26 protein-coding genes are annotated in these 25689 nt (G+C 64.9%); 9 read left to right on the top strand and 17 right to left on the bottom strand.

Features of this window, described 5'->3' with window-relative positions:
• Window positions 1–5 precede the first annotated feature (5 nt).
• Window positions 6–956: a helix-turn-helix domain-containing protein gene (locus HHL08_RS02100; RefSeq protein ID WP_169570810.1), complete on the bottom strand. Its 951-nt coding sequence runs from the start codon at window positions 954–956 to the stop codon at window positions 6–8.
• 74 nt (window positions 957–1030) lie between these two features.
• Window positions 1031–3304: a phosphoenolpyruvate--protein phosphotransferase gene (ptsP, locus tag HHL08_RS02095; RefSeq protein WP_169570809.1), complete on the bottom strand. Its 2274-nt coding sequence runs from the start codon at window positions 3302–3304 to the stop codon at window positions 1031–1033.
• 160 nt (window positions 3305–3464) lie between these two features.
• On the opposite strand from ptsP, the gene HHL08_RS02090 reads away from it, so the two are divergent.
• Together HHL08_RS02090 and HHL08_RS02085 are read left to right on the top strand one after the other, a co-directional pair.
• The gene (locus HHL08_RS02090; RefSeq protein WP_169570808.1) at window positions 3465–4622 is read left to right on the top strand and encodes a pyridoxal phosphate-dependent aminotransferase; all 1158 of its coding nucleotides are present in this window, start codon (window positions 3465–3467) and stop codon (window positions 4620–4622) included.
• 133 nt (window positions 4623–4755) lie between these two features.
• A complete protein-coding gene (locus HHL08_RS02085; protein WP_169570807.1) occupies window positions 4756–5922 on the top strand; it encodes a pyridoxal phosphate-dependent aminotransferase in 1167 nt (388 codons plus the stop codon).
• A 217-nt stretch (window positions 5923–6139) separates the two neighbouring features.
• Here HHL08_RS02085 and HHL08_RS02080 read toward each other — a convergent pair whose 3' ends face one another.
• From HHL08_RS02080 to HHL08_RS02065, 4 genes are read right to left on the bottom strand one after another with little or no spacing between them, the layout of a single operon-like run.
• The gene (locus tag HHL08_RS02080; RefSeq protein WP_169570806.1) at window positions 6140–6619 is read right to left on the bottom strand and encodes an SRPBCC domain-containing protein; all 480 of its coding nucleotides are present in this window, start codon (window positions 6617–6619) and stop codon (window positions 6140–6142) included.
• Window positions 6616–7107 (bottom strand): VOC family protein, encoded by a 492-nt coding sequence (locus HHL08_RS02075; RefSeq protein WP_169570805.1) that lies wholly within the window; start codon window positions 7105–7107, stop codon window positions 6616–6618. Before HHL08_RS02075 ends, HHL08_RS02080 begins: the two co-directional genes overlap by 4 nt.
• Window positions 7104–7907: a VOC family protein gene (locus tag HHL08_RS02070; protein WP_169570804.1), complete on the bottom strand. Its 804-nt coding sequence runs from the start codon at window positions 7905–7907 to the stop codon at window positions 7104–7106. The genes HHL08_RS02075 and HHL08_RS02070 overlap by 4 nt, the downstream gene beginning before the upstream one ends.
• Window positions 7908–7937: 30 nt before the next feature.
• Window positions 7938–8300: a DUF1428 domain-containing protein gene (locus HHL08_RS02065; RefSeq protein ID WP_169570803.1), complete on the bottom strand. Its 363-nt coding sequence runs from the start codon at window positions 8298–8300 to the stop codon at window positions 7938–7940.
• A 129-nt stretch (window positions 8301–8429) separates the two neighbouring features.
• Here HHL08_RS02065 and HHL08_RS02060 point away from each other — a divergent pair, with 129 nt between their 5' ends.
• A complete protein-coding gene (locus tag HHL08_RS02060) occupies window positions 8430–9101 on the top strand; it encodes a winged helix-turn-helix transcriptional regulator (RefSeq protein ID WP_206377635.1) in 672 nt (223 codons plus the stop codon).
• Here HHL08_RS02060 and HHL08_RS02055 read toward each other — a convergent pair.
• Window positions 9088–9825, bottom strand: a complete 738-nt coding sequence (locus HHL08_RS02055; protein WP_169570802.1) for an SDR family oxidoreductase — start codon at window positions 9823–9825, stop codon at window positions 9088–9090. The genes HHL08_RS02060 and HHL08_RS02055 overlap by 14 nt on opposite strands.
• Window positions 9826–9924: 99 nt before the next feature.
• Here HHL08_RS02055 and HHL08_RS02050 point away from each other — a divergent pair, with 99 nt between their 5' ends.
• Entirely contained in the window at window positions 9925–10359 is a 435-nt protein-coding gene (locus tag HHL08_RS02050; RefSeq protein WP_169570801.1) for a winged helix-turn-helix transcriptional regulator, read from the top strand.
• A gap of 4 nt (window positions 10360–10363) precedes the next feature.
• On the opposite strand, the gene HHL08_RS02045 is transcribed toward HHL08_RS02050, so the two are convergent.
• The 3 genes from HHL08_RS02045 to HHL08_RS02035 all read right to left on the bottom strand — a co-directional run bounded on the left by HHL08_RS02045 (window position 10364) and on the right by HHL08_RS02035 (window position 13749).
• Window positions 10364–11245, bottom strand: a complete 882-nt coding sequence (locus HHL08_RS02045) for a hypothetical protein (RefSeq protein WP_169570800.1) — start codon at window positions 11243–11245, stop codon at window positions 10364–10366.
• An 86-nt stretch (window positions 11246–11331) separates the two neighbouring features.
• Window positions 11332–12360, bottom strand: coding sequence for an NAD(P)H-dependent flavin oxidoreductase (locus HHL08_RS02040; RefSeq protein WP_169570799.1), 1029 nt, complete (start codon window positions 12358–12360; stop codon window positions 11332–11334).
• A gap of 123 nt (window positions 12361–12483) precedes the next feature.
• A complete protein-coding gene (locus tag HHL08_RS02035) occupies window positions 12484–13749 on the bottom strand; it encodes an aspartate kinase (protein ID WP_169570798.1) in 1266 nt (421 codons plus the stop codon).
• Window positions 13750–14026: 277 nt separating this feature from the next.
• Between HHL08_RS02035 and ubiG the strand changes: the two genes are divergently transcribed.
• Window positions 14027–14761 (top strand): bifunctional 2-polyprenyl-6-hydroxyphenol methylase/3-demethylubiquinol 3-O-methyltransferase UbiG, encoded by a 735-nt coding sequence (ubiG, locus tag HHL08_RS02030; protein WP_169570797.1) that lies wholly within the window; start codon window positions 14027–14029, stop codon window positions 14759–14761.
• Window positions 14762–14768: 7 nt separating this feature from the next.
• On the opposite strand, the gene HHL08_RS02025 is transcribed toward ubiG, so the two are convergent.
• Complete coding sequence (locus HHL08_RS02025) at window positions 14769–15581, bottom strand: DUF1206 domain-containing protein (RefSeq protein WP_169570796.1); 813 nt, start codon at window positions 15579–15581, stop codon at window positions 14769–14771.
• A gap of 85 nt (window positions 15582–15666) precedes the next feature.
• Window positions 15667–16482, bottom strand: coding sequence for an HpcH/HpaI aldolase/citrate lyase family protein (locus tag HHL08_RS02020; protein WP_169570795.1), 816 nt, complete (start codon window positions 16480–16482; stop codon window positions 15667–15669).
• A 74-nt stretch (window positions 16483–16556) separates the two neighbouring features.
• On the opposite strand from HHL08_RS02020, the gene HHL08_RS02015 reads away from it, so the two are divergent.
• Both HHL08_RS02015 and HHL08_RS02010 read left to right on the top strand, forming a co-directional pair.
• Window positions 16557–17531: an SPFH domain-containing protein gene (locus HHL08_RS02015; protein ID WP_169571091.1), complete on the top strand. Its 975-nt coding sequence runs from the start codon at window positions 16557–16559 to the stop codon at window positions 17529–17531.
• A gap of 112 nt (window positions 17532–17643) precedes the next feature.
• A complete protein-coding gene (locus tag HHL08_RS02010; RefSeq protein ID WP_169570794.1) occupies window positions 17644–18090 on the top strand; it encodes an NfeD family protein in 447 nt (148 codons plus the stop codon).
• A 13-nt stretch (window positions 18091–18103) separates the two neighbouring features.
• Here HHL08_RS02010 and HHL08_RS02005 read toward each other — a convergent pair whose 3' ends face one another.
• Window positions 18104–18946, bottom strand: coding sequence for a hypothetical protein (locus HHL08_RS02005; protein WP_235954628.1), 843 nt, complete (start codon window positions 18944–18946; stop codon window positions 18104–18106).
• A gap of 62 nt (window positions 18947–19008) precedes the next feature.
• Window positions 19009–19677, bottom strand: a complete 669-nt coding sequence (locus HHL08_RS02000) for a hypothetical protein (protein ID WP_169570793.1) — start codon at window positions 19675–19677, stop codon at window positions 19009–19011.
• 130 nt (window positions 19678–19807) lie between these two features.
• Between HHL08_RS02000 and HHL08_RS01995 the strand changes: the two genes are divergently transcribed.
• Both HHL08_RS01995 and HHL08_RS01990 read left to right on the top strand, forming a co-directional pair.
• Window positions 19808–20356 (top strand): hypothetical protein, encoded by a 549-nt coding sequence (locus HHL08_RS01995; protein WP_235954626.1) that lies wholly within the window; start codon window positions 19808–19810, stop codon window positions 20354–20356.
• Window positions 20357–20442: 86 nt separating this feature from the next.
• Window positions 20443–22275 carry a DUF885 domain-containing protein gene (locus HHL08_RS01990; RefSeq protein ID WP_169570792.1) on the top strand — a complete coding sequence of 611 codons (1833 nt, stop codon included), beginning with the start codon at window positions 20443–20445 and terminating at the stop codon, window positions 22273–22275.
• Window positions 22276–22408: 133 nt separating this feature from the next.
• Here HHL08_RS01990 and HHL08_RS01985 read toward each other — a convergent pair whose 3' ends face one another.
• The 3 genes from HHL08_RS01985 to HHL08_RS01975 all read right to left on the bottom strand — a co-directional run bounded on the left by HHL08_RS01985 (window position 22409) and on the right by HHL08_RS01975 (window position 25441).
• Window positions 22409–23227: a ferredoxin--NADP reductase gene (locus HHL08_RS01985; protein WP_169570791.1), complete on the bottom strand. Its 819-nt coding sequence runs from the start codon at window positions 23225–23227 to the stop codon at window positions 22409–22411.
• A 184-nt stretch (window positions 23228–23411) separates the two neighbouring features.
• Complete coding sequence (locus tag HHL08_RS01980; protein WP_169570790.1) at window positions 23412–23723, bottom strand: hypothetical protein; 312 nt, start codon at window positions 23721–23723, stop codon at window positions 23412–23414.
• 116 nt (window positions 23724–23839) lie between these two features.
• A complete protein-coding gene (locus HHL08_RS01975) occupies window positions 23840–25441 on the bottom strand; it encodes a phosphoenolpyruvate carboxykinase (protein WP_169570789.1) in 1602 nt (533 codons plus the stop codon).
• Window positions 25442–25689: the final 248 nt, after the last annotated feature.

The following is a 25689-nucleotide window of genomic DNA, read 5'->3' as shown; positions in this document are numbered from 1 at the left end:
GCGCGTCAGGGTTGCGGCACCGCGGCGCCATCGCCCAAAGGCGCAACCGGCGCTGACGCAGGCGTCGCGGCCGGGCCGCTTGTCTCGCTGGCGGCCGGGGCGCTCCGCCGGGGCGCGGCGCGTGGCGACGAAGCCGCCGGACGCGATGCAGGCGCGGGGGTCGCCCCCGGGGCCGTAGCAGCGCCCCGCGCCAGCAGCGCTTCGGCGCTGACCGGCACGTCGGCGATGGTGCGATCGGCCGCGCCCAGCGCCGGTATCGGCTTGCCGCCGACCGTCACGTTCAGCGCCTGGGGACGCCCGGTCAATATGGTCGGCCCCTTGGCGCCGACCGGCAGGGTGAAGCTTTCGCCCTTCTTCAAAATGCCGTCCTTCAACCGTTCGCCGGCCTCGTCGACGATCCGCAGCCAGACATCGTCGATCGCGGTGAACACCACCGGCTGCGCGGCGGGCGTGACTGGTGCGCCACCGGCGGGACGGGCGACGGCAGGCGCGGCCTGATCCTGGGCGATTTCCTCGCCAGTCGGCGGGGTCAGCAACTGGGTGCGCCAGATGGTAAAGCCGGCGATCAACACGATAACGATCAACGCCGCGGTCCAGGCCAGCGTGCGCGACGGCACCCGCGCCGGATCGACCGGCTCGAACGCCTCATACCGTGCGCCCATGTCGCTGTTATGCACGCCATGGCGCACCTGCGCGGCGATCTCCACCTCGTCCAGGTCGACCGCGCGGGCATAGGCGCGGGCGAAGCCGACGGCGTAGGGGATGCCCGGCAGGGCCGCATAATCGTCGCGCTCGACCGCTTCCAGCTGCCGCACCGCGATGCGCGTGCGGGTGGCGACATCCTGTATCGAAAGGCCCCGCGCCTCCCGCGCGGCGCGCAGCTTGGCGCCGGGGGTTGAAGGATGCGCTTCCGGCGCGCTGTGTGCGCCGGTTTCGAGTTCTGGTTCGTCTGCCATGCTGCTCCGCGACCTGTGATGGCCGGCCTTGTCTCATTGCGGGACGGGCGTTGTCAACGCCGCGTCCGCCCATTTCAGCTCAGTTCGATGTTCCGTTCGACCGCCCATTGCGTCAGCCGCCCGCGAATGTCGATAACCCCGCCATCCAGCAGCCCGCGCATGACCGTCCGCAACTCTTCGGCGTCGATCGCGCGGATCATCGCCTTGACCGGGCCGACCGACGCCGGGGTGATCGACAGCCGCCGCACGCCCAGGCCAATCAGCGCCATCGCCTCCAGCGTGCGCCCGCCCATTTCGCCGCACACGCCGACGGGCACCTTATAATCGTGGCAGGTCCGCACCACCCGATCCAGAAAGCGCAGGATCGCGATACTCAGCCAATCGTAGCGTTCGGCCAATTTGGGATGGGCGCGGTCGGCGGCGAACAGGAACTGGGTCAGGTCGTTGGTGCCGATCGACAGGAAATCCAGCTTGGGCAGCAATATGTCCAGCACTTCGGCCAGCGCCGGCACCTCCAGCATCGCGCCATAGCGCACCGCGATCGGCAATTTCTTCTTTTGCGCATGCAGCCATTCGCGCTGATGCTCGACCAGCGCGCGCGCCTCTTCATATTCCCACGGCTCCGACACCATCGGGAACATGACATGCAATATCTTGCCCGCGCTCGCCTCCAGCAAGGCGCGCGCCTGCACCTTCATCAAGGCGTCGCGATCCAGCGCCAGGCGCAGCGCGCGCCAGCCCATCGCCGGATTATCCTCATGCTCGTCATCGTCGCGCTGCATATAGGGCAGCGCCTTGTCGCCGCCGATATCGACGGTGCGGAAGATGACGGGCCGGTCGCCCGCGGCATCCAGCACATCCTTGTAAAGCCGCTGCTGCTTCTCGCGTTGCGGCAGCGTGGCCGACACCAGGAACTGAAACTCCGTGCGGAACAGGCCGATACCGTCCGCACCCACCAGGTCCAGCGCCTGCGCATCTTCGCGCAGGCCTGCATTGACCATCAATTCCACCCGCTGCCCGTCCGCCGTGACGGACGGCAGGTCGCGCATGGCGACAAATTCCGCGCGACGCTTCTGCGTCACGTGCAACCGCGTCTCGAACGCTTCCTCCATGTCGGCGGTCGGCCGGATCAGCACCGAATTGGTGCCGACGTCCATCAGCACCAGGTCGCCCTCATTCACCAGATGGCGGATGTCGCGCACGCGGCCCAGCACCGGCACGCCCATGGCGCGTGCGACGATGGTGACATGGGCGGTCAGCGACCCTTCCTCCAGAATCACGCCCTTCAACCGCCGCCGGTCATATTCCAGCAATTCGGCCGGCCCCAGGTTGCGCGCGATCAATATCGCGTCCTGCCGCAACCCCATCTGCGCCGCCGTGCCCAATTGCCCCGACACGATGCGCAGCAACCGGTTCGCCAGATCCTCCAGATCGTGCATCCGGTCGGACAGCAATGGATCGTCGATCTTGCGCATCCGCATCCGGGTATGCTGCTGCACCCGCTCGATCGCCGCTTCTGCCGTCAGGCCGCTGTCGATCGCCTCGTTGATCCGGCGCGTCCACCCCTCGTCATAGGCGAACATCTTGTAGGTTTCGAGCACCTCCTGATGCTCGCCCTCCATGCCGAACTCCGCAGCGCCGGTCATCCGGTCGATCTGTTCGCGCATCTTGGTGAAGGCGGACACGACCCGCTGCCGCTCGGCCTCCGTATCCTCCGCCACCGTATGTTCGATATGGACGCGCGGCTGGTGGAACACGACATGCCCCCGCGCCATGCCCATCACCAACTGCAACCCGTGCAACATCGTGGTGCCGGTATCCGTCACCCGCTGGTCGGTCGGCCCATCGTCGGCCAGCTCCGCATTCGCGATCAACTCCGACATCACCATGGCGACGGTCTGGAGCGCTTCTATCTCCACTTCCTCATATTTGCGCGGATCGGCATGTTGGACGCACAAAACTCCCAACGCCCGCTCGCGCCGCACGATCGGCACCCCGGCAAAGCTGTGGAACAATTCCTCGCCGGTTTCGGGGCGATAGGAAAAATCGGGGTGCGATGCCGCTTCGTCCAGGTTCAGCGTCTCGACATTGGTGGCGATCAGGCCGACCAGCCCTTCGCCCATCGCCATCCGCGTCACATGGACCGCCTCCTGTTTCAGCCCGCGGGTGGCAAACAGCTCCAGCACGCCTTCGCGCACCAGATAGATGGAGCAGACCTCGCTCGACAGCGACTCGCCGATAATCTCCACCACCTTGTTCAGCTTGGCCTGCGCGCTGTTGCGTGCGGCCATCACCTCCTGCAAGCGGATGAGGATTTGACGGGCGGCGGCGGCGGGGGTGCTGGGCATAATATTGCGCTATCAGATAGACGCCCGGCTTTCCAAGGCGTTTCCGTTCGCTGTGCCGGCAATAATGTTCGACGGGGCATATTTGCATGGCGGAAACATTCTGTACAATCGTCCAGCAAGTGAAAAGCCTTTCTATGGGCTTGCAGGGAGAACAGGGATCATGGCGACGCAATTTCAACCGGCAATGGAACAGGATCTGATCGATCGCGGCTATTCGCGCCGCCAACTGGCGAAGGTCGCCGCCCTGCTTGGCGCAGGCGCCGCCGCCATCCGGGTGACCGGCGTGGGCGCGCAGCAGGCGGCAAAGCCCGTGGCAGGCGCGGTGCGCATCGGCGCCAACGAATGTTGGACCGGCCCCTTCCCTGTCGCCGCAGAGGCCGCCTTCAAGCTGGTGCAGGAAGGCAATCGCTACGAACCGGACAATGAACATCAGAAATTGTTCGATGCCGTCGCCTCGGTCGAGGGCATCCCGGCCGAGCGCGTCGTCGCCTGGCCCGGATCGTCCGATCCGCTGAGCCGCGTCGCCGTCGCCTATGCCTCGCCCACGCGCGGCATCGTCACCGCCGACCCAACCTATGAAGCCATCTGGCGCACCGGCGACTGGCTGGGCGCGAAGGTGACGAAGGTGCCGCTGACCAAGGATTACGCGCATGACGTAAAGGCGATGCTGGCGGCGGACCCCAATGCGGGCATTTACTATATCTGCTCGCCCAACAACCCGACCGGCACCGTCACGCCGATCGCCGACATCGAATGGCTGGCCAATAACAAGCCCAAGGATTCGATCCTGGTGGTGGACGAAGCCTATATCCACTGGGTCGATGGCCCCAACGCCGCCAAGCTCGCCGCCACCCGCGACGACGTGCTGATCCTGCGCACCTTCTCGAAACTGTTCGGCATGGCCGGCATGCGCCTCGGCCTCACCTTCGCCGCGCCCACGCTCATGGAAAAGATGATGCGCTATGACGGCGGCCAGGTGACCGGCATGTTGCCGATGACCGCCGTCGCCTGCGGCACCGCCTCCGTTACCGAATCGGCCCTCATCAAGGCCCGCCGCGCCGAAATGAACGCCGCGCGCGCAAAGTCGGTCAGCCACCTGAAGGCCAAGGGGATCAAGGTCATCCCCGGCAGCCAGGCGAACATGTTCATGATCGACTGGGGCAAGCCCGCCAAGGACATGCAGGCCGCCCTGCTCGCCGCCAATGTGCAGATCGGCCGCAGCTGGCCAATCTGGCCCAACGTCTCGCGCGTGTCGGTCGGCTCGATGGCGGAAATGGAAGCGTTCAACGCCGCAGTCGACACGGTCTGGAAGGCGTAAGCCCAGAACCGACCATGGCACCGTAGCAAACGCATAAAATTGCGAAAATACAGGGCGGCGCATTGTGGAAATGCGCCGCCCTTTCGTTTTCCCCATTGAGATTTGAAACCGAAATCGGACGGGGACGGACGACATGACCATGATGCTGACCAAAGACGCCAAAGACGACATGATCGAGCGCGGCTATTCGCGCCGCCAACTGGGCGAAATCACCGCGCTGCTCGGTGCCGGCGTCGCCGCCAGCTCGCTGCTGGGCGGAAGCGCCATGGCGCAGCAGCAGGCCGCACGCGGCGTGAAGGGCGCGGTGCGCATCGGTTCCAACGAATGCTGGACCGGCCCCTTCCCCTCGGGCGTCGCCGCCGCCGCCGAAGCCGCCTCGTTCGGCAACTGGTACGACCCCGACAATTATAAGGGCGACCTCATTAAGACCGTCGCCGGGGTCGAAGGCATCCCTGAAACGCAGGTCATGCCCTGGCCCGGTTCAGGCGGCCCGCTGGTCAGCATCGTCGCGGCCTACTGCTCGCCGACCAAGGGCCTGGTGACCGCCGACCCGACTTTCGAATCCGCGTGGCGCACCGCCGACTACATGAAGGCCCCCATTGCCAAGGCACCCCAGGCGATCGGCAAGGGTCATGACGTCAAGGCGATGCTGGCCGCCAACCCGAACGCTGGCCTCTATTATATCTGCACGCCCAACAACCCGACCGGCACCATCACCCCGCTGGCCGACATCAAATGGCTTCTCGACAACAAGCCCGCCGACGCCATGCTGCTGGTGGACGAAGCCTATATCCACTTCTCCGAAGCCCCCAGCGCCGCTACGCTCATCGGCACCCGCAAGGACATCATTGTCATGCGGACCTTCTCGAAGCTGTTCGGTATGGCCGGCGTGCGCCTGGGCCTCACATTCGCCGATCCCGAAGTGCAAAAGCGCATCTCGCTGTTCGGCCCGTCGGCCGGCGGCTTGGCGATCACCGCCATGCATTGCGGCAATGCGGTCTATAAGGAAGCCGCCCTCATCAAGGCGCGCCGCGCCGAAATGATCGGCAACCGAGACGAAACCATCGCATGGCTGACCAAGAAGGGCATTGAAGTCCATCCCGGCAGCCAGGCGAACATGTTCATGGTCGATTGGAAGAAGCCCGCCAAGGAGATGCAGGCTGCGCTGATCGCGTCCCCTGAACGGGTGCAGATCGGCCGCAGCTGGCCCATCTGGCCCAACGTCTCGCGCGTGACGGTCGGTTCCGCCGACGACATGGCCAAGTTCCGCGCCGCAGTGGACAAAGTCTACAAGGCGTAAAGCCACATATCGTCACGAAGGAAGGGCGTCCGGGTAACCGGGCGCCCTTTGCTTTTGGGCGGTCAGAATGGCTAAGCCCCTCCCGTAACCGGCAGGGGCAGCGAGACTTACGCGCGCAGCGCGTTGGTCGCAGCGGGGTGGGCTGTCGCCCCCCCCCCCAGACCGGCCCCAGCCCCGTCCCGTTCTCGACCGCATTTCCTGATCCGCCAAAGCGACGCTAAGCGCTCGCCGCCGACGTCTCGCATAGCGCCTGAAACTGCGCCATCATCTGGTCCCAGCCGGGATGAAAGCCCATCGCTTCATGCCGCGCCTTCGCCTCGGCGTCCCAATGGCGCGCGGTCGCTGTGAAGCGCGTGCCGCCATCGCCGTCCACATCCTCGTCTGCAAAGTCCCAAACCGCCGTGATGAACGGCGTCTGCGGCACCCATCCCATGGCATAGGCGTCGGTCGTCACCACCCGTTCGTTCGCGACCACCTCCAGAAACACGCCCTCCATCGGCCCCGTCTCCTCGCCATCGGGACCGAACATCTGCACCGCGCTGCGCCCGCCGGGGCGCAAATCTTCCTCGATCACCTCGGCGCGCCAGGGCTTGGGGCAGAACCATTCGTCCTTCAGGTCGGTCCATACCTTCCAGCAAATCGCACGCGGCGCGGCGATATGGCAGCTTACCGACAATACATGCGCCGCGTGGCTCATGCCGTCTCTCCGTCAAAGGCCGCCTGCATCGCGGCGGTATCCAGCTTCTGCATCGTCATCATCGCCGCCATCATGCGGGCGATCGCCGCTTTGTCGTCGCTATGATAATTCGCCATGATCGCACTGGTGACCAACTGCCAGGACAGGCCATATTTGTCCGTCACCCATCCGCACGGCCCGGCCTTGCCGCCGTCCCCGGTCAGCGCGTCATAATAAAGATCCAGTTCCGCCTGGTCCGCGCACCCGACCGACAGCGATATCGCCTCGTCAAAGGTGAATTGCGGCCCGCCATTGAGCGCCTGATAGCTTTGCCCGAACAGGGTGAACTCGACCAGGAGCACGCTGCCACCCGCCATCGGCGACGGCGACGGATTCTCTTGCGGATAGTAACTGACATGATCGACCGACCCGCCAAAGACGCTCGCATAATAATGCGCCGCCTCCTCGGCCTGACCGTCGAACCAGAGGCAGGGCGATATCTTGCTCATCGCGCCTCTTCCTTCCCGCCGACCAGCGCGAACATCGCGCCCTGCGGATCGGTCGCCTGGATGATCCACGCGCCGCCCGGCACTTCCTGTGGCCCGTTCAGCACGACACCGCCCCCGGCCTTCACCCGCTCCACCGCCGCGTCGATATTGCCCACGGTGAAGTAGAACAGCCACACCGGAACCGGCATGTCCTTAAGCACCGGCATAATGCCCCCGGTCATGTCTTGAAAATCGCTTCCCCCGGTCTGCGACACCAACCGATAGCTGCCCATCGGCCCCATATCCATCGCGTCGCCCTGGGTCCAACCGAACTGGCCGGTGTAAAAGGCCAGATCCTTGTCATAGTCCCCGGCATAGAGTTCATGCCAGCCGACATGCCCCGGCGCCATCGGCGGCGCGGACTCCATCCCGTCCGGGCTGGAGCCTTTGAGCAACATGAAGATCGCCCCGCCCGGATCGCTCATCACTGCAAAGCGGCCGACGCCGGGAATGTCTTCGGGTGGACGCTTCACCGTGCCGCCCGCCGCGCGCAGCCGCGCGGCGTCCGCATCGACATCGGCCGACCCGATATATCCGCCCCACCAGGGGGTCATGCCGCAGTCCCTGGCCTCCGCCGGGATCGCCATGACACCGCCAACCGCGCCCGCGCTGCCCGACACAACATGATAGGGATCGTCAGTCCGCTCGCCGCCAAAAGGCTGCGACGTCCATCCCACGACATCGCCATAGAAAGCCAGCGCCGCCTGCGGGTCGCTGGTCATCAATTCATACCAGAAGAATTTGCCGGTCAGATCGGTCATGGTCTTCCTCCTGCATGGGTGCGCCCGCCCTTAGGCCTTGGCGTCCAACAAAACCTCGAACCCGCCATAGATCAGCCGCGCGCCGATAAACGGCATGTCCTCACCCGCCTTGGGCTGCATGCGTTCATCTTTCATGACCTTCTCGGCACCGGCGTCGCGGGTCGCCTTGTCGGGCCATTCGATCCAGGAAAAGACGACCTCCTCGCCCTCCTCGGCAATCACCGCGGTACGAAAGTCGTTGGTCTTGCCCAGCTTGATGTCATTGCCCCAACATTCGACCACGCGGGTCGCGCCATATTCGATGAAGATGGGCGCGGCGAAAGCGGCGACCTCCTTATAGCGCGCCTTATTGCCCTTGGGCACCGGGATCACGAAACCGTCCATATAGGCCATCGTCTCTCTCCTCTCCATGTCGATCACGCGGCCGTGGCGGCGCTCTGTCTCTGCTGAAGGCGACTCATCACTTGCACTTTTTGCGCCCGGCTTTTATCTATTGCAACGACTAAGTTAGAAAAGATAACCTTGAGCCAGAAACGCGCCTATCAGGACGGATGCGCCGTCGCCCACGCGCTCGACATCATCGGCGATCGCTGGGCGATGCCCATCATGCGCGAATTGATGCTCGGCCCAAAGCGCTTCACAGACCTGCGCGCCGGCCTGCCCGGAATCAGCGCCAATGTGCTGACGCAAAGGCTGGAGGATCTGGAGGCGGCCAGCATCCTCATCCGTCGCCGCCTGCCCCCGCCCGCCGCCAGCCAGATTTACGACCTGACCGACTGGGGCCGCGAGTCGGAAATATTGTTTCAGGTGCTGGGCCGCTGGGCCTGCCGATCCCCCACGATGGAACCGGGCAAGCCGATGAGCCAGGTGTCGGTGATCCTGTCGATGCGCACGATGATCGACCGCACCCGCATCGGCGACCTGAATGCAACGCTGGGCTTCCGCTTTGGCGAGGAGGAATTTCGCGCCACATTCAAAGACGGCGTTTGCCGGATCGACCGCGGCGCGGCGGCGGGCGCGGATGCGATCATCAGCGGCGACCAGAATGCGCTGGTCGCGGTCCTTTATGGCGGTGCAAGCTATGCCGACATGGCGGGCGCCCTGAACGTCGAGGGGGACCGGGCGCTGGCCGACCGCTTCGCCACCCTCTTCCCCCTGCCGCCAAAGGCGGCCTCCACCGTCAATGCTGGTTGAGCATCCCGAACACCTGTGCAAATTCCCCGCGCTGCGTCGCTTCGCTCAGGAATTTCACCCGCTCGACATGGATTTCCGCCAGCGCCGGTTCCTGCCGCAATAGCGCCATCGTCTCGGCGATGAAGTCGGCCAACGGCATCATCTGCTCATTGTCCGCATGGCCGGGCATCAAATCGGTCTGGACGCCCGGCGGCACGATCTCGATCACCTCCACGCTGGTCGCCTTCAACTGCTCGCGCAGCCCCAGCGACCAACTATGGATCGCCGCCTTGGTCGCGCTATAGGTCGGCGTCGCCGCCAGCGGTACGAAGGCCAGGCCCGACGACACCGTCAGGATCGTCGATGCCGCCTGTGCCTCCAGATGCGGCAACAGCGCATGGGCCAGCCGGATCGGCCCCAGCAAATTGGTCGCGATCGTCGCCTCGGCAATGGCCAGGTCGATCTTCTCCTCCGCCACCATGATCCCGGCGTTGAGCAACACGGCGTTCAAGGCCGGGAAGTCGGCGACCAGCCTGTCCGCGAACGATACGATCCCCGCCGCATCCGCCATATCCAGCACCATCGCGGCCATACCGGGATGCGCCGCCACGACTGCGTCCAGCGCCGCCTGCCGCCGCCCGGCGATGATCACCTGATTGCCCGCTTCGTGCAATTCATGCGCCAGCGCCGCGCCAAGGCCCGAACCGCCGCCGGTGATGAGGATGGTGTTGCCTGTCAATTGCATGTGTCAATTCCTTTCAATTGGCTTGAAAGGCAATTTAGGCTTATGCTCTCTTTTGGAAAGTAGGCACCGAAAAGTGCTGTAGTCACCCAAAGGTAAGAAATGGCAAATCCGCTGCAAACCCGCTTCGCGCCCGACGATATAGCGCAGGCCGAACGCTATCTGGCAACCGAACCACCCGCCGAACTCGACCCGCGGGTGGAGCGACTCGTCAACGACCTGATCGGCCGCATCGCCGACAAATGGACGCTGCTGGTGCTGGAACTGCTGGAGGAGAAGGGCATGCTGCGCTTCTCCGCAATCGGTCGCCAAGTGGAAGGCATCAGCCAGAAGATGCTGACGCAAACGCTGCGCCAGATGGAGCGCGACGGCCTGCTCACCCGCACCGTCCATCCCGTCGTGCCGCCGCGCGTCGATTATGCGCTGACCCCGCTCGGCAATAGCCTCAGCGCGGCCTTTTGCGGCGTCTGGGTCTGGGCCGAACGCCATCTCGACACGGTCGAAGCCGCGCGCGCCACCTTCGACGCGCGCGACTGACGCCTCATTCGCCCGTCGTCGGCAGCGGCTGCACCACCAGCTTGGGCTGGCTGTTGTCCGGCAAGGTGCGGGTGGCGGACGGCGGACCGGACGGGGGTGCCGTCCCCGTCGGGGCCGCTGGCGTAACCGGCTGCGTGGCGGCAGCGGCCGTGGATGTCGTCACGCTCGGCGTCCACCCCTTGGGCGGGGCCTCCCCCGGCGGGATCGGCGGCGGCGGCAGCGGCGTGGGAGACACCACGACCGTCACCGTCGCACCGAAACGCGACTGCCATTCGGCCAGCCGGCGCAGATAGTCGGCATAGGCGGCGTAGAAATCCTGAAATGGCTTTTCCAGTTCGGCCAGCAGGGCCGGCGCGGATTCCAGCAACTGAGCCGCGGGCATCGCGATCATCTTCGCGCCGACCGTCACCGCGACCGGGCAGAAACTCTTGATGACCGGCGGCAGCGCGAAGAAATTATAGACCACCGTGTTCAACCGCTCGCGCGACGCCATGCCCGAACTGCCATAGGCGACGCTATAATTGCGGTCGACCGCCGCATTGGCCCCGTTCAACGCCGTCTTATGCACCGCCAGCAACTGATTATATTGCAACCGCGCGGCCGGGCCATATTTGTCGCAATTGAGCGCCGCGACGTTCAGCCCCATACGCAGGTGCCACAGCGCCGTATTGGACGTGACGCCACGATTGGCGGTCAGATATTTGCCGTCCGCCGCCTGCTCGGGGATGCTCATGCCTTGAACCGCGTTCGATGGCGGCATGGGCTTGATCGTCGGCACCACCGGCGGCGGCGGGGCCGGCGGCGGTGGTGGCGGCGGGGTCGAACAGGCCGCCAGCACGGCCAGCGACGCAAGGGAAAGACGGCCAAGACGGCGCGATGACAACATCAACTTCTCCGATGGGACTGTGCGCCGGTCATGCCGTGCATTTTATGCGGAGGAAATATGCCTAACGCTCGGTTCGCCGCAACCCCTTAGGCGACTCGCCGCTCCAAAGCCGTGGCAGCCTGATCCAGCAGCTCTGCGATGATGTCGGCGACCGGCTCTTCCTTGGTCACCATGCCGACCGACTGGCCCGCCATCAGCGACCCGCCCTCGACATCGCCGTCGATCACCGCGCGGCGCAGCGCACCCGCCCAATAATGTTCGATCTGCAACTGCGCTTCCATCATGTCCACCGCGCCACTGTCCAGCAGGTTGGCGACTTCACGCTGTTTGGCAGTGAAATTCTCCATCCCCGCATTTTTCAGCGACCGCACCGGGATCACCGGCAAACGCGGGTCGATCTGCACACTGGCGATCGCATCGCGCGCCGACGCGCGGAAAAAGGCTTTCTTGAAATTGGGATGCGCGATGCTCTCGGTCGCGCAGGCGAAGCGGGTGCCCAACTGCACGCCAGCCGCCCCCATTTCTAGGTATGCGGCGATCGCCTCACCCCGGCCGATCCCGCCCGCGACGAACACCGGCACCTGGCTCGCCATTTCCGGCAGGATTTCCTGCGCCAGCACGCTGGTCGCGACCGGACCGATATGGCCGCCCGCCTCCATGCCTTCGACGACCAGCGCATCGACGCCCGACCGCACCAGCTTCTTCGCCAGGCTCAGCGCGGGCGCGAAGCAGATCAACTTGGCGCCCGCTTTACCTTCCTTTGGCGCCTTGATCGCCTCGATGCTCCCCTTGGGCGGCAGGCCACCGGCCAGCACGACATGGCTGACTTCATGCTTCGCGCAGACATCGATCAGGTCGAACAGCATCGGATGCATGGTGATCAGGTTTACGCCGAACGGCTTGTCCGTCAGCGCCTTGGTCGCCGCAATCTCCGCGTCCAGCAATTCGGGCGTCATCGCCCCACACGCGATCACGCCGAAACCACCGGCATTGGAGATCGCCGACACCAGGTTGCGCTCGCTGACCCAGCTCATCGCCCCACACAGGATCGCGCTTTGGCTGCCAAAAAATTCGGCGCCGCGGGCCATCAGGGAGTTCAGCTTGGCGTGGGTCATGTATCGAACCTTCAGAATCAAAAAAGCCCCTCCCCTTCAGGGGAGGGGTTGGGGTGGGGGCGTGCCGCAACACGCACCCTTAGCCCTTCCGTGCCTCTCCCCTGACCGGGGAAAGACAAAAAATCAAGCCACCGGCGCGTCCAGGCCATAGGCCGTATGCAACACCCGCACCGCCAGTTCCGTCTCGTCCTCATCGATCAGCACCGAAACTTTGATCTCGCTGGTCGATATAGCCTCGATATTGATGCCGCGATCGGCCAGCGTCTTGAACATGGTCGCGGCGACGCCCGCATGGCTGCGCATCCCCACCCCTACGACGCTGATCTTGGCGACTTCGGTATCCGTGATGATGCGGCGGAAACCGATCGCATCCTTGTTCGCTTCCAAAATATCGACGCTGCGGGCCAGGTCCGCGCGCGGGACGGTGAAGGTGACATCCGTCTCTTCCGTATCCTTGCTGTCATTCTGGATAATCATATCGACGTTGATCGCCGCATCGGCCAGCGGCACGAAGATGTTGGCGACCGCGCCCGGCTTGTCGGGCACGCGCGTCACGATGATCTTCGCCTCATTCTTGTCATGGGCGATGCCGGTGATGAGCTGACGTTCCATCTTGTCTTCCTTGAGCTTGGCTTCCAGTTCCACGTCGCTGACGATCAGCGTGCCGGGCAGGTCATCCTGCGTGGGATCGTCGAAGGACGACAGCACCTGCACCACCACGCCCTCCTTCATGGCAAGGCCGACCGATCGGGTCTGCAACACCTTCGCCCCGACCGACGCCAGTTCCAGCATTTCCTCGTAGGTGACCAGGTCCAGCTTGCGCGCGCGCGCCACGATGCGCGGGTCCGTCGTATAGACGCCGTCGACATCGGTATAGATGTCGCAACGATCCGCCTTGATCGCCGCGGCCACTGCGACCGCCGACGTGTCCGACCCGCCCCGGCCCAGTGTCGATACCCGGCCATCGGCCATCATGCCCTGGAAACCGGGGATCACCGCAACCGTGCCCGACCGCATCGACGCCAGCAGGTCCAGCGTGTCGATATCGCTCACCCGCGCCTTGGCATGGGCCTCGATCGTGCGGATCGGCAATTGCCAGCCCAGCCAACTGCGCGCATCGACGTCCATCGCCTTCAGTGTCATCGCCAGCAGTCCACTGGTGATCTGCTCGCCCGCAGCGACCACAACATCATATTCGGCCGGATCGTACAGGGCGGAGGCTTCCTTGCAGAAACCCACCAGCCGGTCCGTCTCGCCCGCCATGGCGGATACGACGACGGCGACTTCATGGCCCTGGCTCACGACATGTTTGACGCGCGCGGCCACGTTGCGAATCCGCTCCATCCCCGCCATGGAGGTGCCGCCGAATTTCATCACGATGCGCGCCATGTGTGTGTCGAGCCTGCCTGTAGCTATGAAAGAAAATGTCCCAAAAGGGCCAAACGGCGCTCCTATTAGCAGCCGCCACGCATATGGCAAGCAATCCTGCCATATCCGTCGCGCCACCTAGCGCTCACTCTTTTGGCTTCGACGGGATAGGCCCATTTGCCTCCCGCCCATGGCCTGCTAAAAGCCGCATCAGGATAATCGAAACCACCCCTCCCCGTTCGCCCTGAGCCTGTCGAAGGGCTGTTTTCTGTCCAGGGGCCGCAGACCAAGGCGCATCATGACCGAAACCACCGCCACGATCGACCCGAAGGAAGCCGCCCATTTCGGCGAAATGGCCGCCGACTGGTGGAACCCTGCCGGGTCCAGCGCGATGCTGCACAAACTCAACCCGGTGCGCCTCGCCTATATCCGCGCCGCCATCGACCGGCGCTGGCCCGGCGACGCGCACAGCTTCCGCCCGCTGGCTGGCAAGCGTGCCCTCGACGTCGGCTGCGGCGCGGGCCTGCTCGCCGAACCGCTCGCCCGGCTGGGCGCGACCGTCACCGGCCTCGACGCCGCGCCGGAGAATATCGCCGCCGCGCAGGCCCATGCCGCGCCCCAGGGCCTCACCATCGACTATCGCGCCACCCCGGTCGAAGCGATGGCCGACAGCGGTTTCGACCTCGTCACCTCGATGGAAGTGATCGAACATGTCGCCGATCCCGCCGCCTTCGTGCGCGCGCTGGCGAGCAAGCTCGCGCCCGACGGCGTCATGATCCTGTCGACCCCCAATCGCACGCCGCTCTCCCGCGTCGCCATGATCACCATCGGCGAAAGCATCGGCGGCATCCCCAAGGGCACGCATGACTGGCACAAATTCATCCGGCCCGAAGAACTGACCGCCCTCCTCGAACAGGCGGGCCTCGCCGTCATCGACAGCAGCGGCCTCAGCTTCGATCCCGGCCGCGGCTTCACCCTGTCGGCCAACAGCGCGATCAACTATCTGCTGACCGCGCAGCACCGACAGGACTGAGGCTCAGCTATCCCAGGAAACCCGGCTTTGCGACGCTGATCCGGCGATAGCGCGCCTCGATCAGGCTGAACATGCCGAACAGCGCCAGGCCGCACGCGACGACGCTCAGCACCAGCACGCCTTCGGGCTGGGCGCGCAATTCCATCAGCGCTTCACCCAGGCCGCCGGCGCGATCGGGGTCGTGGTTCAGGGCCGCCGATATCAGGAACCACCCGATGATCGCAAAGATCAGCGCACGGGCGGCATAGCCCAGCCGGCCGATCCACCGCACATAGTCGGGCGCGGGAATACGCCCGTCCAACTCGTCGAACCGGGCCTTGTACGCCTTGATCCCCTGCGCGACCGCGACAGCGAAAAATCCCGCCCCTACAGCGACCAGTATAGCCACGCCGCCCGGCTGCGCCAGCAACCAGGCCGACCAGCTTTCCGCGCTGCGATCGCCGGGGCTGCTGCCCTGCGCCGACGTCTGCCGCAGCGCCAGCCGCCCGGCCGCCATCGCCAACGTGACATGCACTATCCCGCTGACCGCGTGCCCTGCGCGTTTGAACCGCCCCTTCATGTCGTTGCTCAGCCGTTCGGGGTCGGTGATCGCCTCCGTCAGCCGCCAGATCGCATAGCCTGCAAAGCCCAGCGCGCAGATGCCCAGCAGCACATGGCCCAGCGGCGCATCCACCAGCGTCCCCAGCACGCCCTGATTGTCCATCGGCCGCCCGCCATGGATCGCCACGTCCAGCGCGAACCAGCCGATGAGGATATAGACCAGCCCCCGCGCGGCAAAGCCGATCCGGGCAAAAAGGGTCATTCTGTCATTATAGGTCATGCCGCTCTCCTGTCGCATCGCCAATGCGCCAGATCGGCGGCCGTTCCCTTATCCTGATGCGGCAAATGGCCGTATGGGCCGCGCCCTACAGCCCCACCGCTTGCCCCCGCGCCACCAGCGCCCGCGCTTCCTCGACATGCATCGTCTCGATCATCCGCCCCTCATAGCGTTCCGCCCCGCCGGTCGCCGCCTCGATCAGCCGCCTCGCGTCGGCCAGCGCCTGCGCGTCCGGCCCGAATACGGCGTTCGCCACCGGCACCTGGGCGGGGTGGATCAGCGTCTTGCCGTCGAAGCCCAACGCATGGCCGGCCACGCATTCCGCCTCCAGCGCGCCCAGATCGTCCAGTCGGTTATACACCCCGTCGAACACCGCGATCCCCGCCGCCCGCGCCGCCAGCACCACCGCCTGCAGCGCATGGCTCAGCCCCTCGCGCCCCGCGCCTGCCGGGATGCCCAGGTCGCGGCGCAGGTCGTTATTGCCCATAAACAGCCCGGCGCACCCTTCCGCCGCGGCGATCTCCACCGCCGCCAGCACGCCGCGCGCGCTTTCGATCATCGCGATCACTGGCTTTTGGCAAACGCTGTACACGTCCTTCACCTGCCGCCCCGTCTCCACCTTGGGCAGCACCACATAGTCCGCGGCCGACGCCTTGACCGCCACCATCTCCGCCCCGTGCCATGGCGTCCCCGCGACATTGATCCGCACCGCACCGATCCGCCCGCCAAAGCCCTCGCCCAGCGCCGCGACCGCGCCGGCCCGCGCATCCTCCTTGGCGTCGTCCGGCACCGCATCCTCCAGGTCCAATATCACCATGTCGCACGGCAATGTCCGCGCCTTGGCGATGGCGCGCGCATTGGACGCGGGCAGGAACAGCAGGGAACGGGCATGACGCAGCAACATCGTATCTCTCCTCGGTTTGCCTTCCCCCGTTAACGAAACAGGCGCATAGTCCAACCCTGTTTCGGGAGAAGATGATGCTGACGACCTTCGCACTGACGCTCACGGGCCTCGTGCTCTTCTACCTCGCCGTCAGCGTGAAGGTGGTGCGGCAGGGCTATCAATATACGATCGAACGCTTCGGCCGCTTCACCGAAGTCGCCAAACCCGGCCTCAATTTCTACCCCGCCTTCTTCTACGCCGTCGGTCGCAAGATCAACATGATGGAACAGGTCGTCGACATTCCGGGGCAGGAAATCATCACCAAGGATAACGCCATGGTGTCGGTCGACGGCGTCGTCTTCTTCCAGGTGCTCGACCCGGCCAAGGCCGCCTATGAAGTGTCCGAACTCTATGTCGCCATCATGCAGCTGGCCACCACCAACCTGCGCACCGTCATGGGCTCTCTGGACCTCGACGAAACCCTGTCCAAGCGCGACGAGATCAACGCCCGCCTGCTGTCGGTGGTCGATCATGCGACCAACGCCTGGGGCATCAAGATCACCCGCGTCGAGCTGAAGGACATCCGCCCGCCCGCCGACATCGTCAACGCCATGGGCCGCCAGATGAAGGCGGAGCGCGAAAAGCGCGCCAACATTCTGGATGCAGAAGGCGCCCGCGCCGCCGAAATCCTGCGCGCCGAGGGCGAGAAGCAGGGCCAGATCCTGCAAGCCGAAGGCCGCCGCGAAGCCGCCTTCCGCGACGCCGAAGCCCGCGAGCGCGAGGCGGAGGCCGAAGCGAAAGCCACCCAGATGGTCTCCGACGCGATCAGCGCGGGCAACCCGCAGGCACTCAACTATTTCATCGCCCAGAAATATGTCGAAGCAGTCAGCCAGTTCGCCACCAGCCCCAACGCCAAGACCATCCTCTTCCCGGTGGAGGCGACGCAATTGATCGGCACGCTGGGCGGCATCGGTGCGCTGGCGAAGGCAGCCTTGGGCGACGACGACACCCCCACGCCGACCCCGCCCGCCCCGCCCAGGCGCAGCCCCTTCGGCCAGAGCCAGGGGTGACGGCGATGGCCATTCTCATCATCCATAAGCTGTTCCCCGGCGCAGGCCGGGGCCCAGTTCGGACCGTCGATCTGGACCCCGGCCTTCGCCGGGGAACGGAAGGGAAGCACCCATGACCCACTGGCTCTCCCTCATCCAGGATCATTGGGGCTGGCTGGTCTTCGCGGCCTTGCTGGGCATAGCGGAGGTCATGATCCCCGGCGTCTTCCTGATCTGGATATCGATCGCCGCCGCCATCACCGGCCTCGTCGCGCTCGCCTTGCCGATCGCCCTCCCGCTCCAGTTCCTGCTGTTCGCGGCCCTCAGCATCGCGGCGGTCTATGCCGGCCGCCGCTGGTATGTGGACAATCCGGTCGCCTCCACCGACCCCCTGCTCAACGACCGCGCCGCCCGCCTGATCGGCCATAGCGTGATCGTGGCGGAACCGATCGTCGGGGGCGAAGGGCGGGTGAAGGTCGGCGACAGCGTCTGGAGCGCGACCGGACCGGACACGCCGATGGGCGCGCGGGTCCGTGTCATCGGTATCGACGGCACGGTCCTGCTGGTAGAGAGTCTCTAACCGCCGCCTTCCACTAAAAGCGGCGATGATCCTTGCCGTCGATCAGGTCGCACGATCCCCGAAAGGCATAGGGGTCAAGGCCATGGATGCTGATCTGCCCGCTGCGCCGGTCGATGGTGACGCTGGGCTTGTTCAACCCGTTCAGCCGATATTTGGCATGGATCATGTCCGGCTGCACATCGACATCGTACAGATCCCACCAGCCGTCATGGCCACGCGAATTGAGCGGCGGGACCAGCTTCTTGGGCAGGCTGATGCGGCCCCCGCCATGCCATAGCTGGATCATGACCGAGGCGTCGAACTGCTGCGCCGTCATTTCCGTCCGGTTGCCATAGTCGTAGCGATTGCGCCGGCTGTTCCACGACCAGCCATAGGTGGTCGCCATGCCGGGACGCTGGCCGTCACCAAAGCAGACCAGCCCCAGGTCGACATCATAGTCGCCCACGCGCAGCGGCCCGCCCATGGCACCCGCAGCGCCCGAATAGCTCGGCGCCTCGCGCGCGGGATAGGGTTGCTGATAGCCGCCGCGATCCTCCATCCGGTGTGCGCCACGATCGTCATGGCCGCCCGCCCGCTGGTCGCAATCGGGCGCCGGGCTGGACGTTATGGATGCGTATCGCCCATCCATCGTTGCGACCGTCACGCATTGCCGGGTCTGGGGGTTCCACCAATAGCCATATTTGCGATCATCGCCCGTCTGCGTCTTGACGAACCGGTAACCGCGCGATTGCATCGCCGTTTCCGCCCCCGCCGCGCGCGCGCCAACCAGGTCGCTGATGTCGCCGGGCGTCTGCGCCTGCGCCCCGCTCGTCAAAGCCGCCATGGCGATCACAATCATGGCCGATGTCTTCATCATCCTTCTCCTCTGTTTGCGATAACATTCCTGCGCGCATCCCGTTTCATCGGCGCGACATCGCCTCAAACCACCATCACCCCAATGGTGAAGAACATGACCAGCGCCACCATCATCGCCACCAGCGCCTGACCGAAACCAGCCAGGAGAGATATGCCCAGCCGTTTCGAAAACCACAGCGACTGCACCGCCAGATACCATGCCAGCGCGGCCAGCAGGACGATCAGCCCCGCATCCCGCCAGGCGGCCGCTGTCAGGTTGTGAGACAGCGTCCCGATACCGATCAACAAGGCGAAAGGCGCCGTGGTGAAACATTGCCCGTAAAAGGGACGCCGCAAATTCGCGTGGGTCAGGCGGATGCCCTGTCGGCGCAGCAACCGCACCGCCATCATCAGCGCGAACAGGCTAAACAACACCAGCCGCAGCGCCAGCAGCGCCAGATCCGAATCGACCAGCGCCGCCAGCCCGTGGCGATCCGCCAGCAGGGGATTTTGCCCGGCGACGGCCACCTCGATGCCGTGAGATATCATCAGCGTCAGGAACAGGAACAGCGGCGGACGGATGGCGTCCTCATATTGCTCGTCGGGCCGGTCCGACACTTCGCGATCGGCATAGGCCATCATGTGCAACGGCCGCACCAGCGCCCGCCACAGCGTAAGGGGGTAAAAGATCAGCCACCCCATCACCGTATACAGCGCCTCGTCGAGGGACTCGATGATCTTCATGAAATCCATGGGCAAAGCGTCGATGCAATTACCCCATTTGTCGAGAGGCTTTGGTCGTCAGCGGTCCGTTAACCCCGACTCCCGCCACGCATCAAATATCCCTGTCCTACACATGGCGATTCATGCCACCCATTTTGACATGAGCACGCCAGACCCTCTCCACTTCACCCCGGTCCCCCATGCCCGCCGCGCACGCGGCTGGACCCCGGACGCCCAAACCGCCTTCATCGCCGCGCTGTCGCGCAGCGGCGTGGTCGCGCAGGCGGCCCGCAGCGTCGGCTGCTCCCCGCGATCGGCCTATTATTTGCGACAGCGTCCGGGCGCGGAGAGTTTCGCCGCCGCCTGGGACTGGGCGCTCGACATGGGCCTGGACGACAGTCGCGCGCGCGCCGTCGCCCTGGCCAGAGGCAAGGAGGAGCGACCGATCGTGCGTCGCGGCCGGATTGTCGGCACACGGATCGAAACCAATCACCGGCTGCTGTTCGCGGCGCTGCGCGCGCTCGGATCGGAACGCAGCGGCGCCCGCGCGGCCATGCCGCATCGCATCCGCATCGCCACCCGGCACATGCTCGGAGCGCTGGCCGATCTTGGGCCGTTCACGCCTTCTGAATGGGCGACGCTCCGTCCAGCGCTGGCGGCGCTCGGCGGGCAAGTCGGAGACGCCCCGCCGTCGGCACCCTTGTCATAATCTGTCGCCAGTAGGAAATAAGATGTCGAAATCGGCGGGAAATATGCGAAGTTAAGGGCGACATTGCCACCGGAGATACCCGCCTCATGCAGACCACCCGCCGCGATCTTCTCGCTGCCGGCGCTTCCGCCTTTGCCATTGGAAGCATTGGGACCGCCCGCGCCGCCGTCGCCGGCCCGGACGCCGCGGCGCAGGCATTGCTCGCCGACATGGCCGAAGCGATGCTGGCAGACGCCCCGGAAACCGCCAGCGGCCTTGGCCTCGACACCGGCGCGCGCTTGCCCCTCAAAAGCCGCCTCGGCAACAAGACGCCCGCCGGCCAGGCGCAGATCGCCGCCCATGTGGCTGACCGCCTCGCCCGGCTCCGCGGGATCGATCTCGCCCCGCTCTCGCCTGCCACCCGCATCGACGTGGAAGTGGTGCGCACCGCCCATGAAACCGCGGCCGAAGGCTTCGCCTTCTCCTTCGGCGACATGGCGATCATGAACAGCAACTGGTCCTACCGCAACAGCCCCTATGCAGTCGCCCAGAATACCGGCAGCTTCGTGGAAACCCCCGATTTCCTCGACAGCAACCATGTGGTCAAGGATCGCGCGGACGCCGACGCCTATCTCGCCCGCCTGTCCGCCTATGCCGCGAACCTCTCCGGCGAAACCGAACGCCTGAAACATGACGCCGGCATCGGCGTCACCGCCCCCGCCTTCCTGCTCGACAAAACGCTGGGCCAGATGCAGGCCGTGCAGGCCCTCCCCCTCGACCAGTGGGTGCCGGTCGCCTCGCTCGCCCGCCGCACGAAGGACATGCCCGGCGATTACGCCGCCAAGGCGCAGGCCATCGTCCATGATCGGGTTGCCCCCGCCCTCGCCGCGCAAGTCGCCGAACTTACCCGCCAGCGCGCCACCGCGACGATGGACGCAGGCGTCTGGAAACTGCCGCAAGGCGAGGCCTATTATGCTTGGGCGCTCAAGGCCGGGACCACCACCACCATGGCGCCGGACGAGGTCCACCAACTCGGCCTGGACCAGCTCGCCGCACTCCAGTCCGAAATGGACGGGCTGCTCAAGACCCTGGGCATGACCAAAGGCACGGTCGGCGAACGCATGACCGCGATGGGCAAAGACCCGCGCTACCTGTTCCCCAATAACGACGCCGGCCGGGCGCAGATCCTGTCCTTCATCGACGGCCGCCTCGCCGACATTCGCACCCGCCTCCCCCGCGCCTTCGCGACCATGGTCCCCGCAAAACTCGTCGTCAAGCGCGTGCCGCTGGAGATCGAAGCGGGCGCGCCCGGCGCCTATGCCGGTGCCGGGTCGATCGACGGCTCAGTTCCCGGCAACTATTATATCAACCTGCGCGACACCAGCATCTGGCCCCGCTACAGCCTGCCGACGCTCTGCTATCATGAGGGGATACCCGGCCATATCTGGCAGGGCGAATATACGTACAAACTGCCGCTGATCCGCTCCATGCTCGCCTTCAACGCCTATAGCGAGGGCTGGGCGCTCTATGCCGAGCAACTGGGCGCGGAACTGGGCGCCTATGACGGCGATATCGCCGGGCGGCTGGGCTATCTCCAATCGATCGCCTATCGCTGCTGCCGCCTCGTGGTCGACACCGGCCTCCACGCCAAGCGCTGGACCCGCGAAAAGGCGATCCACTGGTTCGCCACCACCAACGGCTCGACCGTCGAGGATGTCCAGGGCGAAGTCGATCGCTATTGCGCCTGGCCGGGCCAGGCCTGCGGCTACAAGGTCGGCCACGGCGAAATCGTCCGCCTGCGCGCCATGGCGAAAACCGCGCTGGGCGACAGGTTCGACTTCCGCCTCTTCAACGACGCGGTGGTCAAAGGCGGCGGCGTGCCGATGACTGTGCTGGGCAAGAACATCGACGCCTGGGTGGCGGAGCGGAAGGGCGCGTAAACAAATCCGTCACCCCAGCGAAGGCTGGGGTCTTAGGCGATAGGGTACGACCAAGAGGCACGAGATCCCAGCCTTCGCTGGGACAAGAAAGGCCGGTGGATCGCTCCCCCGGCCTTACCTACTCAATCTTGCGTTACCCGACGAACGCCCGCTCGATCACGAACTGCCCCGGCGCCGCATTGGACCCTTCGGTAAAGCCGTTCGCCTCGAACCACGCCCCGAACTGCTTGATCATCTCCATGCTGCCGCACATCATGATCCGGTCGGTTTCGGGGTCGAACTTCGCCGCCCCCGGAATCCCCTCGAACAGCGCGCCGCTCTCGACCAGCTTGTCGATCCGCGCGGTGTGGCCGTCAAACGGCTCGCGGGTCACGGTCGGCACATAATGGAACTGACCCGGCGCCTGTTCCGACACCAGCGGGTCTTCGCTCCACTTGGCTTCCATCTCGTCGCGGAACGCCAGGTCGCTCACCCGGCGCACCGAGTGAACCACCACGACCTGCTCGTAAAATTCATACACGTCCGGATCGCGCGGCAGGCTCAGGAACGGTGCCAGCCCCGTACCAGTCGACAGCATGAACAACCGCTTGCCCGGCAACAGCGCATCGGTCACCAAAGTCCCGGTCGGCTTGCGGCCCAGATAAATCTGGTCGCCCGGCTCGATCTTCTGGAGCTTGCTGGTCAGCGGGCCGTCCTGCACCTTGATCGACAGGAACTCGATCTCCTCGTCCCAGGCGGGGCTGGCGATCGAATAAGCGCGCAGCAGCGGCTTGCCGTTATCGCCCTTCAGGCCGATCATGATAAACTCGCCCGACCGGAAACGGAAGCTGGCCGGCCGCGTGATGCGGAAGCTGAACAGATGCTCGTTCCAGTGCTTCACCGACAGCACGGTTTCCACGGAAAGCGCACCGGTGGGTTCCAAAACCGGCTTTTCGATCGTCTCGTCGGTCAACAGTCTATCCTTGCACTACGCACAGCATCGCAGCGGGGCGATGCTTCTTGCGGATCGTTCGCAATAATATTGAAGTCCGCGAATGGCCCGTCCACCGTGCGAAGGCAAGACCAAAAAAACTTGGGAGCCATAAACCTGCTACCGGCGGGAGCGCGTTTTCGCGCACGCTCCGCCGCCGCCTCGTTCAGCCGAACAGGCCCTTGGCGATGCCGCCCAGTTCGTTCATCGGATTGCCGTCGCCATCCTTGTCGAAAAAGCCGCCCAGCTTGCCCAATATCGCTTCCGGCCCGCCGAACGTAGCCAGCAATTCCTGCAACTTGTCGGCCGACACGCCATGTTCGGCGGCGGTTTCGGCCAGCGCCGACACGCTGGTTTCGCCGGACCCGATCTTGGCGCTGATCTCGCTCATCAGGCCCTGCATCTGCTCGGGCGCCACGCCGATCTGCGCCGCAATGGCTTCCAGCCCGCCCATTTTGCCAATCAGATTCTCGAACATGCCCGCAACTCCCGCATGAGGATGAGCGTTCAGAATAGCAGCTTGCGCCCTTAACCAAAAGCAAAAGAGCCAGAGGATCGCTCCCCCGGCTCTTTGTTTTAACCCGTCGCCTGGAATCAGGCGGCGACCAGCGCCGCTTCGCGCACGCCATCGTCGACATGGTCCACAAACTGCGCGAAATTGTCCACGAACGCCTTCACCAGCGTCGCGGCGGTCGCGTCATAAGCTTGCCCGTCGGCCCACATGGCGCGCGGGTCGAGGATGGTCGGCTCCACGCCATTGACCGCCACCGGCACGTCGAAGCCGAAATTCGGATCGGTGCGGAACTCTGCCTCGTTCAGGCTGCCGTCGAGCGCGGCGTTCAGCAGCGCGCGGGTCACCTTGATCGGCATCCGCTTGATCCCCGGCATCGTCGCCTTTCCGCCCGCCCAGCCGGTGTTGACCAGCCAGCAGGTGACGCCGCCCTTGTTGATCCGTTCCTTCAGCAGATTGCCGTAGATGCTGGGGTGGCGCGGCATGAAGGGCGCGCCAAAGCAGGTCGAGAAGGTCGCGGTCGGCTCGGTAACGCCAATCTCGGTCCCCGCGACGCGCGCGGTATAGCCCGACAGGAAGTGATACATCGCCTGTTCCGGGGTCAGCCGCGCGATCGGCGGCAGCACGCCATAAGCATCCGCCGTCAGGAAGATGATGTTCTTCGGGACCGGACCCAGATTCTTTTCCGACGTGTTCGGGATGAAGTCGATCGGGTAGGAACCGCGGCTATTTTCAGCCAGGCTGTTGTCGTCCAGATCGATCTCGCGAGTCTCCTCGTCGATCACGACATTTTCCAGCACCGTGCCGAACCGCTTGGTGGTGGCAAAGATTTCCGGCTCGGCCTCGGCCGACAGGTTGATCATCTTGGCATAGCAACCGCCCTCGAAATTGAAGACGGCGGTATCCGACCAGCCATGCTCGTCGTCGCCGATCAGCGTGCGGCTGGCATCGGCGCTGAGCGTCGTCTTGCCGGTGCCCGACAGGCCGAAGAAGACCGCCGTGTCGCCGTTCGCGCCGATATTGGCGGAACAATGCATCGGCATCACGCCCTTGACCGGCAGCAGATAGTTGAGGATGCCGAATACCGACTTCTTCATTTCACCGGCATAGGCGGTGCCGCCGATCAGGATCAGTTTCTCGGTGAAGTTGACCGCGACCACGGTTTCGCTGCGGCAACCGTGACGGGCCGGATCGGCCTTGAACGTGGGCAGATCGATGATCGTATATTCGGGCGCAAAGCCCGTCAGTTCATCGGCCGTGGGCCGCACCAGCAGCGTGCGGATGAACAGATTGTGCCAGGCGCGCTCGTTGACGACCCGCACATTGACGCGATGTTCGGGCTGCGACCCGCCAAAGAGGTCGGCGACATAGAGCGTGTCCTTCTCGCCCAGCGCCTTGAAGAAATCCTCCTTCAACGCGGCGAAGTGCTCTGGCGTCATGCCGCGATTGGTGTCGCCCCACCAGACGGTCGATTCGGTTTCGGCGTCACGGACGATGAACTTGTCCTTGGCGCTGCGGCCGGTATGCTTGCCGGTCTTGACGACCAGAGGGCCATCCTTGGACAATATGCCCTCGCCGTTGCGCACCGCTGCTTCGACCAGCGGCGCCGTGCCCAGATTCCAGAATTGGGTGGCATTGGTCTTGATGCCCTGGTCTGCCAGGGTGATTGAGGATTTGGCCTGCACGCCTTTGCTCCTGAATATGTTGTGCTCGTATCGCGTCATTCATCATGTTCGCGACCGATCCGCCCCTTGGGCACCGCTTATATGGCACGGCGTCCCTTGCTGCTGACAATCAAAGGCATAGGGCTTTGCACGGAAAGCGTCAAATCCCCGTGCGCAGCGATATGTCCCGAATTTCATCACTCATGTTCGTGAAACCGCAGTCCCCCTTCCTTGCGAGCCCGGCCCCCATGGTCTAACGCTCTTTCCAT

It is taken from the genome of Sphingobium psychrophilum (assembly GCF_012927105.1).
Classification (GTDB): domain Bacteria; phylum Pseudomonadota; class Alphaproteobacteria; order Sphingomonadales; family Sphingomonadaceae; genus Sphingobium; species Sphingobium psychrophilum.
Note: the sequence above shows the minus strand (reverse complement) of the source record. Positions and strands in the feature narration are given on the sequence as shown.

What these genes read in the sequence shown, in the direction of transcription:
- HHL08_RS02015 (WP_169571091.1), top strand. Translation starts at nt 16,557, where the DNA reads ATGCTGACGACCTTCGCACTGACGCTCACGGGCCTCGTGCTCTTCTAC.
- HHL08_RS02025 (WP_169570796.1), bottom strand. Translation starts at nt 15,581, where the DNA reads ATGACCTATAATGACAGAATGACCCTTTTTGCCCGGATCGGCTTTGCC.
- HHL08_RS02055 (WP_169570802.1), bottom strand. Translation starts at nt 9,825, where the DNA reads ATGCAATTGACAGGCAACACCATCCTCATCACCGGCGGCGGTTCGGGC.
- HHL08_RS02070 (WP_169570804.1), bottom strand. Translation starts at nt 7,907, where the DNA reads ATGACCGATCTGACCGGCAAATTCTTCTGGTATGAATTGATGACCAGC.
- HHL08_RS02020 (WP_169570795.1), bottom strand. Translation starts at nt 16,482, where the DNA reads ATGTTGCTGCGTCATGCCCGTTCCCTGCTGTTCCTGCCCGCGTCCAAT.
- HHL08_RS02035 (WP_169570798.1), bottom strand. Translation starts at nt 13,749, where the DNA reads ATGGCGCGCATCGTGATGAAATTCGGCGGCACCTCCATGGCGGGGATG.
- ubiG (WP_169570797.1), top strand. Translation starts at nt 14,027, where the DNA reads ATGACCGAAACCACCGCCACGATCGACCCGAAGGAAGCCGCCCATTTC.
- HHL08_RS01995 (WP_235954626.1), top strand. Translation starts at nt 19,808, where the DNA reads ATGAGCACGCCAGACCCTCTCCACTTCACCCCGGTCCCCCATGCCCGC.
- HHL08_RS01990 (WP_169570792.1), top strand. Translation starts at nt 20,443, where the DNA reads ATGCAGACCACCCGCCGCGATCTTCTCGCTGCCGGCGCTTCCGCCTTT.
- HHL08_RS02010 (WP_169570794.1), top strand. Translation starts at nt 17,644, where the DNA reads ATGACCCACTGGCTCTCCCTCATCCAGGATCATTGGGGCTGGCTGGTC.
- HHL08_RS02045 (WP_169570800.1), bottom strand. Translation starts at nt 11,245, where the DNA reads ATGTTGTCATCGCGCCGTCTTGGCCGTCTTTCCCTTGCGTCGCTGGCC.
- HHL08_RS02040 (WP_169570799.1), bottom strand. Translation starts at nt 12,360, where the DNA reads ATGACCCACGCCAAGCTGAACTCCCTGATGGCCCGCGGCGCCGAATTT.
- HHL08_RS01980 (WP_169570790.1), bottom strand. Translation starts at nt 23,723, where the DNA reads ATGTTCGAGAATCTGATTGGCAAAATGGGCGGGCTGGAAGCCATTGCG.
- HHL08_RS02065 (WP_169570803.1), bottom strand. Translation starts at nt 8,300, where the DNA reads ATGGCCTATATGGACGGTTTCGTGATCCCGGTGCCCAAGGGCAATAAG.
- HHL08_RS02050 (WP_169570801.1), top strand. Translation starts at nt 9,925, where the DNA reads ATGGCAAATCCGCTGCAAACCCGCTTCGCGCCCGACGATATAGCGCAG.
- HHL08_RS02075 (WP_169570805.1), bottom strand. Translation starts at nt 7,107, where the DNA reads ATGAGCAAGATATCGCCCTGCCTCTGGTTCGACGGTCAGGCCGAGGAG.
- HHL08_RS02080 (WP_169570806.1), bottom strand. Translation starts at nt 6,619, where the DNA reads ATGAGCCACGCGGCGCATGTATTGTCGGTAAGCTGCCATATCGCCGCG.
- HHL08_RS02090 (WP_169570808.1), top strand. Translation starts at nt 3,465, where the DNA reads ATGGCGACGCAATTTCAACCGGCAATGGAACAGGATCTGATCGATCGC.
- HHL08_RS02005 (WP_235954628.1), bottom strand. Translation starts at nt 18,946, where the DNA reads ATGATGAAGACATCGGCCATGATTGTGATCGCCATGGCGGCTTTGACG.
- HHL08_RS02100 (WP_169570810.1), bottom strand. Translation starts at nt 956, where the DNA reads ATGGCAGACGAACCAGAACTCGAAACCGGCGCACACAGCGCGCCGGAA.
- ptsP (WP_169570809.1), bottom strand. Translation starts at nt 3,304, where the DNA reads ATGCCCAGCACCCCCGCCGCCGCCGCCCGTCAAATCCTCATCCGCTTG.
- HHL08_RS02000 (WP_169570793.1), bottom strand. Translation starts at nt 19,677, where the DNA reads ATGGATTTCATGAAGATCATCGAGTCCCTCGACGAGGCGCTGTATACG.
- HHL08_RS02085 (WP_169570807.1), top strand. Translation starts at nt 4,756, where the DNA reads ATGACCATGATGCTGACCAAAGACGCCAAAGACGACATGATCGAGCGC.